This is a genomic window from Bacteroides sp. D55t1_190419_B8, from assembly GCF_015558905.1.
Classification (GTDB): domain Bacteria; phylum Bacteroidota; class Bacteroidia; order Bacteroidales; family Bacteroidaceae; genus Bacteroides; species Bacteroides vicugnae.
On the sequence record NZ_JADMOU010000005.1, the window covers coordinates 1 to 18,977 of the forward strand.

General features: G+C 42.8%; 10 protein-coding genes. 1 reads left to right on the plus strand and 9 read right to left on the minus strand.

From position 1 onward, the window contains the following. Window positions 1-308: 308 nt before the first annotated feature. The 9 genes from I2I13_RS06100 to mutA all read right to left on the minus strand — a co-directional run bounded on the left by I2I13_RS06100 (window position 309) and on the right by mutA (window position 16,977). Complete coding sequence (locus tag I2I13_RS06100) at window positions 309-2,483, minus strand: DNA topoisomerase 3 (RefSeq protein ID WP_148365148.1); 2,175 nt, start codon at window positions 2,481-2,483, stop codon at window positions 309-311. A gap of 257 nt (window positions 2,484-2,740) precedes the next feature. Beyond that, window positions 2,741-4,300, minus strand: a complete 1,560-nt coding sequence (locus I2I13_RS06105; RefSeq protein ID WP_195649096.1) for an endonuclease/exonuclease/phosphatase family protein — start codon at window positions 4,298-4,300, stop codon at window positions 2,741-2,743. A 24-nt stretch (window positions 4,301-4,324) separates the two neighbouring features. Then, on the minus strand, window positions 4,325-6,082 hold the full coding sequence (locus I2I13_RS06110; RefSeq protein ID WP_195649097.1) for a RagB/SusD family nutrient uptake outer membrane protein: 1,758 nt from the start codon (window positions 6,080-6,082) through the stop codon (window positions 4,325-4,327). 19 nt (window positions 6,083-6,101) lie between these two features. Next, window positions 6,102-9,623, minus strand: a complete 3,522-nt coding sequence (locus I2I13_RS06115) for a SusC/RagA family TonB-linked outer membrane protein (RefSeq protein WP_195649098.1) — start codon at window positions 9,621-9,623, stop codon at window positions 6,102-6,104. 179 nt (window positions 9,624-9,802) lie between these two features. Further along, a complete protein-coding gene (locus I2I13_RS06120) occupies window positions 9,803-10,948 on the minus strand; it encodes a peptidase M26 (RefSeq protein ID WP_195649099.1) in 1,146 nt (381 codons plus the stop codon). Between the two features lie 32 nt (window positions 10,949-10,980). Continuing rightward, a complete protein-coding gene (locus tag I2I13_RS06125; RefSeq protein WP_195649100.1) occupies window positions 10,981-11,964 on the minus strand; it encodes a FecR family protein in 984 nt (327 codons plus the stop codon). Between the two features lie 118 nt (window positions 11,965-12,082). Further along, window positions 12,083-12,703: an RNA polymerase sigma-70 factor gene (locus tag I2I13_RS06130; RefSeq protein ID WP_195649101.1), complete on the minus strand. Its 621-nt coding sequence runs from the start codon at window positions 12,701-12,703 to the stop codon at window positions 12,083-12,085. Between the two features lie 223 nt (window positions 12,704-12,926). Next, window positions 12,927-15,074 (minus strand): methylmalonyl-CoA mutase, encoded by a 2,148-nt coding sequence (scpA, locus tag I2I13_RS06135; protein WP_148365149.1) that lies wholly within the window; start codon window positions 15,072-15,074, stop codon window positions 12,927-12,929. Between the two features lies 1 nt (window position 15,075). Continuing rightward, complete coding sequence (gene mutA, locus I2I13_RS06140; RefSeq protein WP_195649102.1) at window positions 15,076-16,977, minus strand: methylmalonyl-CoA mutase small subunit; 1,902 nt, start codon at window positions 16,975-16,977, stop codon at window positions 15,076-15,078. A 269-nt stretch (window positions 16,978-17,246) separates the two neighbouring features. Between mutA and I2I13_RS06145 the strand changes: the two genes are divergently transcribed. Further along, a complete protein-coding gene (locus tag I2I13_RS06145; protein WP_148365151.1) occupies window positions 17,247-18,911 on the plus strand; it encodes a putative transporter in 1,665 nt (554 codons plus the stop codon). Window positions 18,912-18,977: the final 66 nt, after the last annotated feature.

Below are 18,977 nucleotides of genomic sequence, written 5' to 3' on the forward strand. Positions count from 1 at the left end.
AAGGCTAAAAGCTGGGTGGGATGAAAAATATTTATCAAAACTTTTACAGGATAATGATTTTTAATGCGTCTGCCCTGCTGAAAGGATGAAACCACTAAAGATACAAAATAAATCAGTAAAAAGCAATAGTAAGGTAGGAAATTTGTCTGGACTGCAAACACACTTAATTTGTTTCAATGCAGCATAATAAAGAGGCCGCATTCATATAATGCAGATTAAATCTAACCTGTTAATTGCAGAACCTCCATCTCTCACTCTCTTCGTGATATGACGGTCTTTTTACTACCAATTATCTTACCCCTTTTATATTAGAAATTTTTCCGGAAAGTACATCCATTTCTCCATTCCGAACATCCGTAAGCAGTTTTTCCTTTAATAATAGTTCCCTTACCACAAAGCGGACATGGCTGACCTACAAACGTATCTACATCACCTGCAGCAGAAGGAGTTGAAGCAGGAGTAGTAACCGGAGCCGGAGAAGGTGCCGAATTAGAACTTACTTCGTTTGCCGCTTTTCCTGTTTTTGGTTTCTTTTCTTTCGGTGCACTTGATTTACGTTCGCGCTTTTTAGTTTCTTTCTTTTCTTTCTCTTCGGCTTTTGCAGCTACTGCATCCTGAATAGTAATGCGTCGGTTTGTGTTATCAGAAAGTACACTCATCACTATTTCCGAAACCATCTGTTTCAGTTCTTCAAGAAACTGGCGGGCATCGTATGTCTTCTTTTCAATTTCGCGCAACTTCTTTTCCCAAATACCAGTCAGTTCTGCCGATTTCAATAATTCTTCGTGAATGAGCTGCACCAACTCCACTCCTGTCGGGGTGGCAATCAGGTTCTTTCTTTCTTTACGAATATAGTTCCGTTTGAATAATGTCTCAATAATGGCAGCACGGGTAGACGGCCGACCGATACCATTCTCTTTCAAGGCATCACGAAGTTCATCATTGTCCACCAGTTTTCCGGCTGTCTCCATTGCACGAAGCAAAGTTGCTTCGGTATAAGGTCTGGGCGGCTGCGTCCATTTTTCATTCAGGTCGGGAATGTGAGGACCACTTTCTCCTTTTACAAAAGCAGGAAGTACATTTTCATCCTCTTCCTCTTTTTCTTCGGTAGGTTCTTTTACATCTTTGGCAAATACAACACGCCATCCCGGTTCCAGGATTTGTTTTCCGGTTACCCGGAATTCTATCTTATCCACTTCGCCCATGACTGTAGTAGTAGAAATCTTACAGTCCGGATAGAATACGGCTATAAAACGACGGGCTATCAAGTCATAGACACGACGTTCCATATCCGTCAGGTTTTGAGCATAGACTCCGGTCGGGATAATGGCGTGGTGATCCGTTACTTTCGAGTTGTCAAATACCTTTTTTGATTTAGGAAGTGTAGTGCCGGCTAACGGAGCTGTCAAGACTTCGTAATCACGAAGTCCTTTCAGGATAGCGGGACATTTCGGATAAATATCATCACTCAAAAAAGTAGTATCGACACGCGGATAGGTAGCTACCTTCTTCTCATAAAGAGACTGGATCAGTTTCAGCGTTTCATCAGCTGAATAAGCGAATTTCTTGTTGCACTCTACCTGAAGAGAAGTCAAGTCGAACAAACGTGGGGCGAACTCTCTCCCGTCTTTCTTGCCAACACTAGTGACTACAAACGGAAGATCCTTTATACGTTCTACCAATGCCTCACCTTCTTCCCGGTTAGCAATAGGGTCGATACCCGGATTATCTATTTTCTTTTTTCCACCGTTCTTTTCTTCTTCCGCAGCTATTTCTTCATCACTTTTGCGGATAAGTGCGGAAAAAGTAGTATCCCGATAGTTGGTTTTCAGTTCCCAGTATTGCTTGGGTTCGAAATTGGCTATTTCCAACTGGCGGTTGACAATCAGTGCCAAGGTCGGTGTCTGCACACGACCAATGGAAAGCACCTGTTTATTTTGACCGTATTTAATGGTATAAAGACGGGTGGCGTTCATTCCCAATAGCCAGTCACCCATCGCACGGGAAAGTCCGGCTTCATAGAGTGATTGAAAATCAGTCTGATCTTTCAGCTTCGCAAACCCTTCCCGGATAGCTTCTTCTGTTAATGAAGAAATCCACAGCCGTTTCACCGGACAGCGTGCACCTGCTTTCTGCATCACCCAACGCTGAATCAATTCTCCTTCTTGCCCGGCATCACCGCAGTTGATAATTTCATCTGCGTTCTGCATCAGTCCCTCGATAATGTGGAATTGTTTTTCGTATGTAGGATTCTCTATCAGCTTGATGCCGAAACGTGGAGGAATCATTGGCAGACTACCTAAATTCCACGATTTCCAGTTAGGCGTGTATTCATGCGGCTCTTTTAGGGTACAAAGATGCCCGAATGTCCAGGTCACCTGGTATCCGTTTCCTTCTATATATCCTTCTTTTCTGGTATGAGCGCCGAGTACTTCGGCTATATCGCGTGCTACTGATGGCTTTTCGGCTATGCAAACTATCATTTTTTTCTCTTCTTGTTTTTACACTAACAGTTTACAAAGTTACACGATTATTTCTCATTGACCGCATGAAGAGAGAAAAAAGTCCATAAAGTCATAGATCGGAGAAAGAATGATAACTTCAACTAAATAGTTTTCAAGATGTACCACTTTCTCCTTTTTTATACCACTCCATTTGATGTTTGATAAGCTATATAATGAAGCTGCACAGTTCTACACACGATATGTGCATAGCTCTGTGCAGCCTCTCTATAACGTTTCTATTTTAAACCGGAGAAATCACAGAAAAGAGGATAATGTGTAGAAGCAACGGTCACATCTACTCCCGATAGACTTTCTATCACATCAGTCTGCGTCACGTTTACGTTGTGACTCTTCAAAGACACGATAAAGTCAAGGCGACGTTTCTTACCACTGACTTCGGTAGACTTATCAGCACTAAGAAGATTCCAGTTACTCTTCACCATTTGGAAAAACTCGCTTTCCAAGTCGCCCTCATTGAAGTATCCTAACAGGAATGCAGGTTTATTATAGGCGGACAGTTTCGTTTCTAACGTTTGAAGGGCCTCTATACGCTTTGCCATATCCGTATCGAAATTGGTACTGGCTACTACAAACTTTTCATATTCCACTACCATAGCTGCACGCATCTCGCTCTTTCCCGCCATTTGGTATCTGTCTACACTTACAGGTTCTTCTTTTGTCAGTATACCAACACCGAATTCACCGCCTTTATAATCAATGGCTTTAGCAAAGTAATCATGCATATTCGTTTTCTGTGCCAGTACGTTCAACTGGTCGATACCTTCCGAACGTTCCGTTTCCTTATCCAGTCCCTGCAAGCAAACAATATCCGCATTCATTTTGGCGATAATACGTCCTGTCCGGTCGTAATCAATCACGCCATCTGTGCCTTTACAATAGGTCAGGAAATAGTTACCTATGCGCAGGTCACCTTCTGCCTTCGGATATTCTTCAAGTCCGGCCGGCTTCTTAAAATCACAATAAAGTGGATAATGGTCGGAAGTTATTGCTACGTTGACACCATCCAGGTTGTATATTACATTCGATTTTACCACAGTGGTAGGTGGAGTTTTCAAAGTAACAACAAAATCAATCCGTTTGGTAGCCTGTCCGGTAGGAAAAGTGTTTTCTGTAGAACTGACAACCTCCCATTCTTTCTTCAGTTCCGTAAAGAATGTGCCATTCATCAAGTCCTCGTTAAAGTCACCAGCCATATAAACCACTTTATTATATGTTTTGGCAAGGTCTGTGAGCTGTTTTGCAGATTCAACTCTATTATTCTCTTCCAAAGCCAAGTGGGTGGAGATAACTACATAGTTCTCAAATTCAGCTATGGCAGCAGAACGGAGTTCGGCACCGGGAAGGGGATAAGTCTTCGTGCTGATCGGCGTCCCTTTGAACAAAAGACCGTTACCATATTCACCACCCTGATAAGCGATTGACTTACTAAAATAGTGGTTCATGCCTGTTTTATCCGCCAAGGTTTTCAGTTGGTCGACTTTATTACTGCGGGTAGTCATGTAGTCCACTTCCTGCAGGCAAACGACATCGGGTTCCATTCCGTTGATAACAGCGGCTGTCCTGTCATAATTAATCACGTCATCGTTACCGGCACAATGCCTTATATTAAAGGTCAACACTCTAAGGTTCCCCTCCCCTTTCGGATAAGTATAGGAAACTTCCTGTTTACCGTAAGGTATCATATTATCGAATTTAGAGTTGTCCATGTCGTCGGCACAGGACAAGTTGGCAAACACGGTTGCCAAAAGACATATATAAGAAATCATATTTTTCATAAGAATTTATATTTCTGAATCTAATTAATTAAAGTTCAATCCGTCATTCCAACCGGGATTCTGTGTTATCACACCATTGGACAAAGTACGTTCGCTGATAGGAACAGGGTACAAATAATCTCTGTCTTCATTCCATTTCTTGGTAATCAGACTATGACAGATGATATAACCACTTTCACCATTCGACAAGCGAATCTGCTCGCCAATCTCTAAATATAAAGGTACATTTCCGGCAGGTTTTGTTCCTACGTAGAAACAGACATCATCCGTACCGTCTTTATCTAAATCGTAAGTACCGGGCCCGGGAACATAGATTCCCAGCAGATCGTTCTCAAATAGTTTACCTTCTTTCCAACGCATGATGTCGTAATAACGGAAACCCTCCATTGCCAGTTCGATGGTTCGTTCGCGACGGATTTCAAGGATTACTCCCTGATTGGCTCCTTCCACATTCGGATAACCTGTGGCAGCACTCATCAAATACGGGTCGGGTTTTGAATTTGCCAGTTCCATATCCAGGTTAGTCATTCCTACCCTGTCTCTAAGTAATTTTATGGATTTATTGATGTCAGCTTGCTTCAAAGTGCCCAGTTCGGCTTTTGCTTCTGCAAAATTCAGATACACCTCTGCTGTGCGGAACAGGGGAATATCGTTGCACGATTTATTATATTCATCGTAGTTAGCCGTCATCGAATATTTTACCAGGTGATATCCGGTCATGGTATAAGCCAGGTTCGGGGCTTCTTTCTTTGTACTTCCGATTCTCGTATATCCAGGGGTACGGATGGTTTGTGCCAGTCGTGGATCCCGATTCTGACATTCCTGATCGAATGTCATCGTTTCATAACCGGCTTTATCCGTGAAACGGCTTCCGTCCGCCATCAGATAAGAATTCACTATCTTCTTGTTCATTCCCGGACGTCCCATTGTGGTGGAGTTCTCATAATTCTGCACATTATGAAGCACAGAAAGAGAAGCTTCATAATCACGCCCGAAAATCACTTCATCCGCTTGTAGATTTATGGAAGCGAATAAATCCCTGTAAGGTGTGCTGCCCGATTTATAGAGTGTATATCCGCTTTCGTTCATAAAGGTTTCAGAAGCCGAGACACAGGCATTCAGGTATTTTTCATAATCCTCCAGTCCATGATATTTGCGGAAAGTACCCTCAAACAGGCAGACACGGGATTTCAGTGCCAATGCCGTCCACCGGGTCAGTACATACGCATTCTTCGTTTTCGGAAGATTGGCTATCGCAAAATCCAGATCCTCCAGCATTTTCTGCATGACAAATTCACGTGAGTCCCGGGCTTTATACAATTCGGGATCATCCGAGTCGAGTGCTTTGTCATACCAGGGAATATCGCCGTATCTCTTCACCTTCTCAAAGTAGAAATAAGCTCTGAAAAAACGGGCAACACCATCGTAACGGTTACGGGCATTCACTTCCGTGCAGTTATGGGAATACTGCAGATAGAAATTAATATCGCGAAGTGCCGTAAAATTCCAACCGTTTCCTTCATCGGGTATGATGCGCTGTCCGGACATTTCGAGCATCAAGTCGGACTTGACAATCAAATCGGACGACTCGGAATAAATATCGACAGCGGACGGAACCAGATTGTTATAAAACTGATTCGTAAATAATCGCAACTCATCTTCAGTCTTGAAATATACATCCGGATACAGGCGGTCTTTTGGTGTCTTATCCAACCAATCGTCGCAAGACACGAAAGATATCGCCAATGCGAACAACCAAGATACTATATAAACAGGTTTCATAATTCAAATATTAGTTAGTTTAAAAAGTTACGTTCACTCCAAAAGAATAGGTCTTTGACCAAGGGTACAACTTTGCGTTACCATTTGCCGATTGGATGGAATTTTCTGCCGATGCTTGTTCCGGATCAATGTAGTCGCTCTTTAGCGGAGAGAAGGTAAACAGATTCTCACCACTGAAATAGATATGCAGGCGCTCTATCTTTACCTTCTTCGTCCATACGGCGGGAATCGTATAGCCTACTGTGATATTCTTCACTCTGCAATAAGCCAGATTCTGCAAATAACGATCATTCACCACTCCCAAAGAACGGTTGTTGCCGAGGGCAAGATACCCTATCGGGCGCGGGAAATAGGCATCGGGATTTTCCGGACTCCATACCTGACTCAAGAAATCGCGTGGAATGAACGATGAATACGGACGAGCGTATGGTCCCCAAAAGAATACAGAATTAGTGCCCGGATACCAGTCTTGATGTCCTACTCCCTGAAGATAGATGGAGAAGTCGAATCCATACCAGTCGAAACCACCTTGAATACTGTATGTATAGCGCGGTAATGAGTTTCCGATTATTTTGCGGTCGCCCGGATCATCTGCCGTGTTCGAGCCGGAAGATATTGTATGGTCGCCATCCAAATCAACAAATTTCATATCACCGGCATGAAGTCCCGGATTCACCTGTGCTGTATTGATAACGAAGTTGACTGCTGTTTGGTCAACGTTATAGTTTGCCGCTTCTTCGTCTGTTCTGAAAAGTCCGTCCACTACATATCCCCAGATATCTCCCAATTTCTGACCTACATAATAATCACTCAATATCTTGGAAGGATTATCGAATTTGGTTATTTTCGATGTATTATCTGCCAAACCTACGGACAGGTTATAACGGAAAGGTTTGTTTGTCAGTTTGAAAGCATCATTCCAAGTCAGCATCAATTCCCAGCCTTTGGTACGCAAGTTGGCTGCATTTTGCTTGGGCTCGTTGGCTCCATAAGCACCGGGAAGTTTTTTACCGGAAGTTTGCATACCTTTAGTATCACGAACATAGGCATCGGCAGTCAGGTTCAAGCGGTTGTTCAGGAATCCGAGATCCAGTCCTATGTTCCAAGTCGAAACGGTTTCCCAGGTCAGGTCAGCGGAGTTCGGGTCGGAGACACTTGCATAAGAGCCTTTCTTCTGATCGCCAAAGATATAATTCATTGTACCGTTGGTATTAATGGTTTGGATATAATCGTAATATCCTACCTGCTGATTTCCTAACGAACCGTATGAGAGACGCAATTTCACATTATCAATATTCTTCTTTAAATTCCCGAAAAACGGTTCTTCACTTATTCTCCATCCTACGGAAGCCGAGGGGAAGAAACCGAAACGGTGTCCGCTTCTGAAACGTGAACTTCCGTCATAACGTCCGCTTGTCTCAAATAGGTAACGACCTCCTTTATAGGAGTAATTAAGACGATAAAATGCTCCCAAAAGCGCATATTCATTCTGTCCGCCGGACATAGTCATCGCATCTCCGACTGCCAGATTTAAGTCATTCAAGTCATCGGAGAGCAAACCCTGGCGGGAGACTTTGATATCTTTCAGACGCTTGGTTTCATAATTGTAACCTGCCATGATTTTTATCTGATGGTCGGCAATATCCAGCATATAATCACCATAAACATTGAAAGCTTGATACCAATGATTGGTCTGTGTTTCCTTCAACTGATTCACACCGCTTCCGGTAGTCAGATAGGATATCTCACCCGGATATTTGGAATATGGTACATTTACTGTTCTATTCATGGTCTGATAGTTATAGTGCAGGTAGCTGTAGTTTGCACGGACATTCAGGTTCTTCATTACATTGAAACTTGCTTCGAAAGTCGTGGAAAACTCATACCGCTGGTCTTCATTCTTATGTTTTCCATAAGCAAGGATAGCTCCCATGCCATCCAAAATGGCAGAATTGCTCAACGAAGTCAGATACACTGCACTGCCATCCGGATTAATGGGTACAAAGCTCGCCAGTGCATGATTCACCGCAGTATTGAAGTTGTTATTAATACCCGATAATCCCGGATAAGAGTAACTATTATAATGGTACTTCGTGTTATTGCTGATTGTCAGTCGTGGAGTGATCTTTGCCGAAATTTTACTTCTGAAATTATATACCTTATATTTATCAGGATTCTGTCTGAAGATACCCGTTTGGTCAACTGTATTTCCTGATAAATAATAGTTCAACTTTTCATTTCCCCCACTGACACTGATATTGTGCTCCCACATCGGTCTGTTTTTACGATAAAGATAATTATACCAGTCGAAGTTACCGTAATAGACGTATGTATCTCTTCCGTCACGTTGGTCGGTAACCACCCAGGGACGTTCGGGATTCTCCGTTTTATCATTCCGGCGCAACCAAAGCTGGCGGTAGTCTTCTTCCGTATAGTTGGTATAAGGCTTTCCGTTATAATTGGTATAAAACAAGTCGTTGATACCTGCCGAGTAATATCCCCTGGTTTCAAAATCAGTAGAAGTCGTCTGATTGCTCCATGAATATCTTCCATCATACGAAACGGTAGTCTTACGGGCTGAACCTTCTTTGGTAGTCACGAGGATAACGCCATAAGAAGCACGAGCTCCGTAAATAGCGGCCGAAGATGCATCTTTTAATACGGAAATGGAAGCGATGTCATTTGGATTCAAGCGGTCGATATCCCCTTCTATTCCGTCAATCAGCACTAATGGCGATGCATTGCCACTGATAGAATTCACACCACGGATATTGATAGTTGCCGAAGCTCCCGGATACCCTGACCCAAAAGTTACATTCATATTGGGCACAGTCCCTTGCAACATCTGTGAGGCTCTCGGCACGGGTCTGTCTTCCATCGCTTTACTGTCTACTACTGCAACAGCTCCCGTCAGGTTTATTTTCTTTTGAGTACCGTAGCCTACCACCACCACTTCTTCCAGCGTAGCCGTATCTTCCCGGAGTATTACCCTCGAAGATTTCTGCAGGTCGGAGACTTTAATTTCTTTCTTCTCAAATCCGATATAGGACACAACGACTAGGGCATTGGCCGGAACCGAGGACAATGTAAATTCACCATCCAAATTCGTGATCGTTCCCATAGACTGTCCCATCACCTGTACACTGGCACCGATTACCGGATCACCGTTCACATCGACCACTTTCCCCGTAACCCGATGTAAAGGCTGCGATGGGACGGCAGCAGTATTGCGTGCTGTTTTCTTTGTGATGATAATCATCCGGTTTTGTAGTTTGTACTCTACATCCTTATCCAAAACAGTAGCAAGCACATTATTAACAGTTGCCTGCTGAAAGGAAGCCGTAATCTTCTTGTTTTCATTAACCTCGTCCGTTTTATAGATAATGGAGTACTTCGTCTGCCGCTCAACTTCTTTCAATACCGCCTTCAGCGGCTCATTTTTAAAGACCTTTGTAACTGTCTGCGCCCGTAGTGACTGGACGCCCAAACACAACAGAATCAGGAGAAACAGTCTAAAAAATGAGTTTCTTCGGTCATTCATAATTTTATCAATTAAGTTGTTACAATTTAAAGTGATTTATATTTAAGGATATATATATTCGATTGTAGTATTTCTCTGAATCGCTTCTATAAGATAAAACAACTCATCATTCATCTGCCCAACCCCTATAAAAGCAAAAAAGCAGATTATTTCTGCTTTTTTGTATCGACTGGCTTTATTTATTCAGACCACTGGAATATCGGATAACCGTTCGTTCCTTTTTTCCAAAGATTCGGATTCCAGGCTACGATGATATTCCCCAGTTCTTCCGCTGACTTCGCCACTCCGTGAAAAGTTGTTCCCGTGGCTGATGATTCGTCTGATGCGGTAATCGTTTTTTCATTCACTTTGAGTACAATACTTTCGCAGGCGTAACAATTCTCATAATTGCCTAATGAAGCAGAGACCCCAACAATGCGTCCTACGGTTGACGAAGCATCCACTCCGGTCAAGTTACTCCATGCTGCGCTGTTCTTGATAGCAATGTCACAACTTTTGTCAATTTGTCCCAAAATACCGCCTACGCCTCCTTTAGTTGCACTGACTGCTCCGTATGCATAGCAGTTCTCAATAAATCCGCCGACACCTACTTTCCGTCCGGCAATACCGCCTGCTTTTCCGCCACTTGCCGCCTGATCGCTGACCGTTGCATTTGAATAACAGTTCTTTATATAACTTTCCTGCCCATCATAGCTATTTGCCAATACACCGGCTATTCCACCTGCCGCACCAGAACCGATCACTTCACCGGTCGTATAGCAGTTCACAATTCTTCCTGTCTTATTTCCGTTACCTTTATCTTTAAGTCCGAGATAACCGGTAATAATTCCAATCCCCTGCCGAGCAGATGATACAGAAGCATTCACAAAGCCTACATTACGACAATCACCGCACAATACTCCGAAGAAACTCGGATAATCACCGGCAGAACATTTGAAGTTCTTAATGACATGGCTGTCTCCGTCAAAATCTATTTCATAAGGAAAATCACCGGAACCATTCAACGACTGCCAGTCATCAATGCCTGCCATATCAATATCAGCACCTAACTGGAAATAAACTTTCATTCCCGATTTCAACACACTACGCATATTTCTGATCTGTGTAGCATTCATTATCATATAAGGTTTGCTGTCCGTTCCGTTTCCTTTCTCGAACAAACCGCCGGCACCGTCTCCGTCACCATCACTATTTCCGTCATCCGTTTCCGTTTTTTCGAACGGAACACGAGTGTATGAGTCCAAAGGATTAGGGTCAGAACACGAGATTGCAACAGATGCCATCATCAACAGCATCCCAAATCTGCCTATTTGAGTAATATTCATACTTGATTTCTTTACAATTAAACATTGAGTTCTTATCTTATATATATATCCTTTTCCTTATATTCTACTTTGATAGGTATGATTTCTTTCAGTGCATCCATTACATCTACGATTGTCTCTTTATTACGCAACGAAACACGGAACTTCATATCTCCCAATTTCTCCGACTCTAACTGAATATGCACATCGTACTGACGTGAAAGTTTCTTCACCATCTCTCCTAACGTAATGTCATCATATTCAATCCTGTCTTCCGCCCACGCCATTGCCTGACGTGCATTTACCTTCTTTCCTTTCAACTGTCCTGTTGCCAAATCCAAAGAAATAGATTCTCCTGGAGACATCCGTATCTGATCTTCTTTATAATTCAACTCTACCGCTCCTTCCAGCAAGGTGGTTGTTATATAAGAATCGTCCGAATAGGCAGATACATTAAATTTCGTACCTTTTACCACCACATCATATTCATGCGTCTTTACCGTGAATTGCTTTCCATTCTGTTTAGTCACCTCAAAATACCCCTCCCCTTCCAGCTCTACCACTCGGTCGGCTGTATTAAAATAATTCGAATATCTCAATACGGAACCTGCATTCAGCCATACAACCGTACCATCCGAAAGCTGTATCTTACTCTTATCCCCCAACGGAGCTTCGCAAACAAAGAAAGTCTTTGGCGTAAACAAGTAAATAGCCTGTTGAATACCCAACGTAGTACCAACAATCAATGCTATAACGGCAGCGATACGGGCTATCTTCCATATACCAAGTTTCGACTTTCTCAATAACGGGACAATCGCTTCCTGCGTATACATCTTATGCTTCAAAGCTTCCCATCCGGCATCTGTCTCCGAATCGGTATTCCGGTGATTCATCCATTCCCTCTCCCACTGACGGAACCTGCCATAGCCACCTTCCACCTGTTCAATATATTCGAACAGATTCTTTTCGTCAGCTCTTGATATGCGTCCTTCAAAATACTGAATAGCCAATTCATGGATATTTTCTTCTTGCTTCATTATATTCACTTTCTATAAGATGTAACAACCCATATTTCTTTTACCCAACCTCTGAAACAAAAAAAGCAGAAAAAACTTTCCTGCTTCTTATTCTTTATATAACCGAAGAGTGCATTGATTATTTCTGCTCCATCATCAGCCATGCCAATATCACTATATACAGATCCACCGGATAGCGTTCGCTGAAATGCCGGGAAAAATATTGCAAAGCCCTTGCTATATGCTTTTCGACTGCTGTGGTAGATATTTGTAGTTTTTCTGCAATTTCCCTATTCTTCAATCCCCTGAAACGGCTTAACAAAAAAATCTCACGCGACCTGTCCGGCAACTGATTAAGCACAAGGGCAATCTGCTCCTGCAATTCTTTGTATAATAATTTATATTCTGCATCCTGCATAAAGTCTGCATAGTAGAGTCTTTCTTCCCCATCCACCTTTGCCAGGTATTCCACCCGGTACTTTTCAACAATCGAGCGATGTTTCAGATAATTCAGACATCCGTTGCGGACCATAGAAAAAAGAAGAGAAGTAAGTGAGAAGGCAGATAACATTTCGCGACGTTCCCAAAATCGTAAGAAACACTCTTGAATAATATCACGAACCGTTTCTTCATCTTCTATAAAACGAATAGCATACCCTCGCAAACGAGGATAATAACTTTTGAACAGAAACTCAAAAGCTGCATTATTGCCTCTTTTCAGCTCTCCCAATAATTGTTTATCATCCATGAAATCTACCATAGTTTAGAAATTTATGCGCAAAGGTACGGGGCAACAGTTAACAAAGTGATGACAATATTATGAATATTTTTTCAATAAATCAAATCTGAGGTACTTTTTTATAAAACGCCCAAAAGGAAGTTTTCAATAATAGGATACAAAAAAAGGGCCAGTAACTGACCCTTTTTTCTATTGATTCATGGTTACTTATTGCATATACAATCTGTCAATAAGATAGTTTTCCTTATTCTTCATCCATTAGAATTTCCAAAATCTGACAAGCAGCTCTCGCTACCGGAGTACCCGGACCGAAGATAGCAGCTACACCTGCCTTATACAAGAAATCGTAATCTTGTGCAGGAATAACACCACCGGCAATCACTACAATGTCCTCACGACCCAGTTTCTTCAGTTCTTCAATAATTTGTGGAACTAATGTCTTATGTCCGGCAGCCAGTGAAGAAACACCTACTACATGAACGTCGTTTTCAACAGCCTCGCGAGCAGCTTCCGCCGGAGTCTGGAACAAGGGTCCCATATCCACGTCGAAACCACAGTCAGCATAACCGGTTGCTACGACTTTAGCACCACGGTCGTGACCGTCCTGTCCCATTTTCGCAATCATGATACGAGGTTGACGTCCCTCTTTCTTCGCAAACTTCTCGGCCAGTTCACAAGCACGTTTGAAGTCGCTATCGTTTTTACTTTCTGATGAATACACGCCTGATATCGTTCTAATTATTGCTTTATAACGTCCTACTATCTGTTCGCAAGCATAAGAAATCTCACCCAATGTTGCGCGAACACGAGCTGCTTCCACAGCCAATTCCAACAAGTTACCCTTGCCAGTCTTTACACATTCGGTAATTGCTGCCAATGCTTTGTCCACTTCAGCTTGGTTACGTCCTTCTTTCAAACGTTTCAGGTTTTCAATCTGTTCAAGACGAACAGCCGTATTATCAATTTCAAGAATATCAATCGGAGCTTCTTTTTCCAAACGATACTTGTTCACACCGACAATTGTCTGCTGACCACTGTCAATACGGGCTTGTGTACGTGCAGCAGCTTCTTCGATACGCATCTTAGGAATACCTGTTTCGATAGCTTTCGCCATACCACCCAATTTTTCAATTTCCTGAATGTGTTCCCAAGCCTTGTGTGCCAGCTCATTAGTCAGAGACTCTACATAATAAGATCCACCCCATGGGTCAACGTTCTTGCAAACATAAGTTTCTTCCTGGATATAAATTTGAGTATTACGGGCAATACGTGCAGAGAAATCTGTCGGAAGAGCGATAGCCTCATCCAATGCATTGGTATGCAGAGATTGAGTATGCCCCAGAGCTGCAGCCATAGCCTCAATACAAGTACGCCCTACGTTATTGAACGGATCCTGTTCTGTCAACGACCAACCGGATGTCTGTGAGTGAGTACGCAATGCCAGTGATTTCGGGTTCTTCGGATTAAATTGCTTCACAATCTTCGCCCACAACATACGTGCAGCACGCATCTTGGCTATTTCCATAAAGTGATTGGTTCCGATCGCCCAGAAGAAAGACAGACGCGGTGCAAATGCATCAATGTCAATGCCTGCTGCCGTTCCGGCACGAAGATATTCCAAACCATCGGCCAATGTATAAGCTAACTCGATATCCGCAGTTGCACCTGCTTCCTGCATGTGATAACCGGAGATAGAGATAGAGTTGAACTTAGGCATCTTCTGCGAAGTGTATTCGAAAATATCAGAAATAATCTTCATAGAGAATGCAGGCGGATAAATATAAGTATTACGCACCATGAATTCTTTCAGAATATCATTTTGGATAGTACCGGCCATTTCTTCAAGTTTAGCACCTTGCTCCAAACCGGCATTGATATAGAATGCCATAATCGGAAGCACAGCTCCATTCATTGTCATAGACACAGACATTTTGTTCAATGGGATACCATCGAACAGCACTTTCATATTTTCCAATGAACAGATAGATACACCGGCTTTACCTACGTCGCCTACTACACGTTCGTGATCGGGGTCATATCCACGGTGAGTAGCCAAGTCGAATGCTACTGACAAACCTTTCTGACCGGAAGCCAAATTACGGCGATAGAATGCATTTGATTCTTCGGCAGTGGAGAATCCGGCATACTGGCGGATAGTCCAAGGGCGAAGAGTGTACATTACTGAATACGGACCGCGCAAATAAGGAGGGAGTCCGGCAGCATAGCCAAGATGTTCCATTCCTTCAAGGTCTTCTTTTGTATAGACAGGCTTCACTTCAATGTGTTCCGGTGTTTTCCAGTCAGCGGAGATACCGTTAGCCTTTTGCCATTCAGCACCATTCGTCGGCTGAAATGCGGCATATATATCGATGTTTTTAAAATCTTTTCTCATCTTACTTCAATAGTTTAGCGTTAAACTCTTTCAAGGTATCCAATACATTGACACGGACATGGATGAAATTTTCGATACCTGCGGCTTTCAAGTCGTCCATACAAGCCGGAGCACCGGCAACGATAAACATAGCACGACCATTCAGTGCTTTGAAAGCTGGAATTGCATATTCAGCATATTCATCATCACTGGAACAGATAACAACAATATCAGCTTTTGCAGCCATAGCTGCCTCTACTCCTGCTTCTACAGTTTCAAATCCCAGATTATCGACTACTTCATAACCGGCACAAGCCAAGAAGTTACAAGAATATTGAGCACGTGCCTGACGCATTGCCAGATTACCAATAGTCAACATAAACGCTTTCGGACGTTTACCCGACGCTTCTGTTTCAAGACGCAACGCTTCAAACTCACTAGCAGCACGATCGAACACTAATGTGGATACATCTTTCTCACAAGTATGAGAGTCACCTCCGCAGCAGCACTTACCTTCAACAGGTTGCTTATCACCAGCCTTTTCATTGAAATTCGGGAATTGATTTGTACCCAACAACACTTCACGACGCTGTGCAACTGCCTTGTGGCGAGCCTTGTTGCTTTCATTCACAGCAGCCTGAACAGTTCCTGCTTTCAATGCCGCATAGAAGCCACCTGCTTCTTCTACAGTAAGGAAGAGTTCCCAAGCTTGTTTTGCAATAGACACAGTCAGATTCTCGATATAATAAGAACCGGCAGCAGGGTCGATCACTTTATCAAAATGAGATTCTTCTTTCAACAACAGTTGTTGGTTACGAGCCAAACGTTCCGAGAACTCGTCCGGAGTCTCATAAGTCTTATCAAACGGAGTTACCGTCATTGAGTCTACGCCTCCTAATGCAGCACTCATTGCTTCTGTTTGTGTACGAAGCAGATTCACATGTGCATCAAACAAAGTAAGATTGAAAGTAGAGGTTTCGGCATGAACCGCCATTTTTGCTGCGCAACGACATTCTCCGTTAGGACCTTTATTCTCGCAATCACGCACACATTCGGGATTGTAAGAAGCTACAATATTTGCCCAAAGTAAACGTGCCGCACGGAATTTTGCTATTTCAAGGAAGTAATTGGAACTGATACCAAAATTAAACTTGATTTTCTTGGCTACTATAGCAGCAGGAATACCGGCATCAGTCAATTGACTCATATATTCATTTCCCCAAGCCAGAGCATAACCCAATTCCTGAGAAATATAAGCACCTGCATTATTCAACGATAAAGCATTTACATTCAGCACACGATAGAAAGGAAGAGGCTGAATAGCTTCAATCAAGGATTTGGCTGTTTGCACCATATCACCTTTCTCCTTGCCACGAGTCAGCATCTTGTTGAAGAAATCATAGTTGATAGAACCTTTCAGTTTCTTCACATCATAATCTTTCTTCCGGAAATAAGCTACCAGCAGATTAGCCAACTCAACCACATGCCCCTGACAGGTTGAGAAATTCAGTTCAACACACTCTGCCTGAATATCACTTAACAGTGTTTCAATATATTCCGCATTGAGTTCTTTTGCTTTCACATGAAAAGAAAGTGAGTCAACACCCTTATTTAAGATATCCAGTGCTTTCGCATTGGCGTCTTTCGGACATTCCACTCTAATTTCCTGGCGAACCAACCACGCATTGTTATCTTTTTTAGTTCCTCTTAAATAAGGGAACTCCCCAGGAAGCGCATCAGTAGTTTTTAAATCCTCCAGATCTTCCATCCGGTAAAAAGGTTTCACCTTAAACCCTTCGTTTGTTTTCCAAACGAGCTTCTTCTCAAAATCAGCACCTTTCAAATCGGCTGTAACCTTCTCCATCCATTGTTCGGTAGAGACAGGAGAAAAGTCTGAGAAGAGTTTTTCTTTTTTGTCTGCCATAGTTTATTTAAAATTAAAACAAGATTAATATTGTCTTTATTTTTATCTATCTCTTTCTAAACATCCGTCGTTCGACTTGCAAATATAACCAATAAGTTAAAACGAATCTCTTTTTTAGGGAAAATTCGCACAGGGCGTCCCGATTCGTCGAATGTATACAATCTGCATAGAAATTCTTCATTTTTAGTTCTTCATTTATTTGATTTGCTCCGATGTTATGAGTAATTTTGCACCCGTTTTTAGAAAAACATTATAAAAACTGCTATATTATGGATTGGTTACAAAGTTTATTGTGGGACCCCAGCTCCGTAGCTCACATCGTGCTCCTCTACGCATTTGTAGTGGCTGCCGGCGTGTATCTTGGTAAAATAAAGATATTCGGAGTATCTTTGGGCGTCACATTTGTTTTGTTTGCCGGCATCCTAATGGGACATTTCGGCTTCACGGCCGATACACACATCCTACATTTCATCCGTGAGTTCGGATTGATCTTGTTCGTATTCTGTATCGGTCTTCAGGTGGGGCCATCTTTCTTTTCCTCTTTCAAAAAAGGAGGAATGACATTGAACCTGTTGGCTGTAGGCATCGTAGTGTTAAATATTGCTGTTGCACTGGGACTCTATTACCTCTGGAACGGCCGGGTAGAACTGCCGATGATGGTAGGTATCCTCTATGGAGCTGTCACAAACACTCCGGGACTTGGTGCTGCCAATGAAGCCTTGAACCAGCTAAATTATACTGGTCCACAGATTGCATTGGGATATGCTTGTGCCTATCCGCTTGGTGTGGTAGGTATCATCGGCTCTATCATCGCTATCCGTTACATCTTCCGTGTCAACATGACCAAAGAGGAAGAGAACTTAAAGACTCAAAGCGGTGATGCACACCACAAACCTCACATGATGAGCCTGGAAGTTCGAAACGAATCAATCAGTGGAAAAACCCTGATTGAAATCAAGCAGTTCTTGGGTCGTAACTTCGTTTGCTCTCGAATCCGCCATGATGGTCATGTAAGTATTCCCGACCATGAAACAGTGTTTAATGTAGGCGACCAGTTATTTATCGTCTGCTCGGAAGAAGATGCTCCGGCAATTGTTGTATTTATCGGAAAAGAAGTGGAACTCGACTGGGAGAAACAAGATCTTCCAATGGTTTCCCGCCGTATTCTGGTCACTAAACCGGAAATCAATGGTAAAACATTAGGTTCTATGCACTTCCGTAGCATGTATGGGGTGAATATTACCCGTATCAACCGTTCCGGTATGGATTTATTTGCCGATCCGAACCTGATACTTCAAGTAGGTGACCGCGTAATGGTAGTAGGACAGCAAGATGCAGTAGAACGCGTAGCCGGTGTACTGGGTAATCAATTGAAACGCTTGGATACACCGAACATTGTCACAATTTTCGTTGGTATCTTCTTAGGTATCCTTCTGGGTAGTCTTCCGATTGCATTTCCGGGCATGCCGACTCCTTTAAAATTAGGCTTGGCAGGCGGGCCGCTGGTAGTGGCTATTCTTATCGGACGTTTTGGTCATAAGCTACATTTAGTAACCTATACAACCATGAGTGCCAACCTGATGCTTCGCGAAATCGGTATTGTACTCTTCCTTGCCAGTGTAGGTATAGATGCCGGCGCCAATTTCGTGCAAACGGTAGTTGAAGGTGACGGTCTGCTTTATGTAGGCTGTGGTTTCCTGATCACCGTCATCCCGCTACTTATTATCGGTGCTATCGCAAGATTATATTATAAGGTAAACTACTTCACCCTAATGGGATTGATAGCCGGTAGCAATACCGATCCCCCCGCATTGGCTTACGCCAATCAAACAACCTCCGGAGATGCTCCGGCAGTGGGTTATTCTACAGTTTATCCGTTATCGATGTTCCTCCGTATTCTGACAGGACAGATGATATTATTAACAATGATGTAAATCAAATTTAGCACATAAAGAATAAAGCCGGCTATATCCTAATGAAATATGCCGGCTTTATTTATT

What these genes read in the sequence shown, in the direction of transcription:
- I2I13_RS06130 (WP_195649101.1), bottom strand. Translation starts at nt 12,703, where the DNA reads ATGGTAGATTTCATGGATGATAAACAATTATTGGGAGAGCTGAAAAGA.
- I2I13_RS06110 (WP_195649097.1), bottom strand. Translation starts at nt 6,082, where the DNA reads ATGAAACCTGTTTATATAGTATCTTGGTTGTTCGCATTGGCGATATCT.
- mutA (WP_195649102.1), bottom strand. Translation starts at nt 16,977, where the DNA reads ATGGCAGACAAAAAAGAAAAACTCTTCTCAGACTTTTCTCCTGTCTCT.
- I2I13_RS06115 (WP_195649098.1), bottom strand. Translation starts at nt 9,623, where the DNA reads ATGAATGACCGAAGAAACTCATTTTTTAGACTGTTTCTCCTGATTCTG.
- I2I13_RS06120 (WP_195649099.1), bottom strand. Translation starts at nt 10,948, where the DNA reads ATGAATATTACTCAAATAGGCAGATTTGGGATGCTGTTGATGATGGCA.
- scpA (WP_148365149.1), bottom strand. Translation starts at nt 15,074, where the DNA reads ATGAGAAAAGATTTTAAAAACATCGATATATATGCCGCATTTCAGCCG.
- I2I13_RS06145 (WP_148365151.1), top strand. Translation starts at nt 17,247, where the DNA reads ATGGATTGGTTACAAAGTTTATTGTGGGACCCCAGCTCCGTAGCTCAC.
- I2I13_RS06125 (WP_195649100.1), bottom strand. Translation starts at nt 11,964, where the DNA reads ATGAAGCAAGAAGAAAATATCCATGAATTGGCTATTCAGTATTTTGAA.
- I2I13_RS06105 (WP_195649096.1), bottom strand. Translation starts at nt 4,300, where the DNA reads ATGAAAAATATGATTTCTTATATATGTCTTTTGGCAACCGTGTTTGCC.
- I2I13_RS06100 (WP_148365148.1), bottom strand. Translation starts at nt 2,483, where the DNA reads ATGATAGTTTGCATAGCCGAAAAGCCATCAGTAGCACGCGATATAGCC.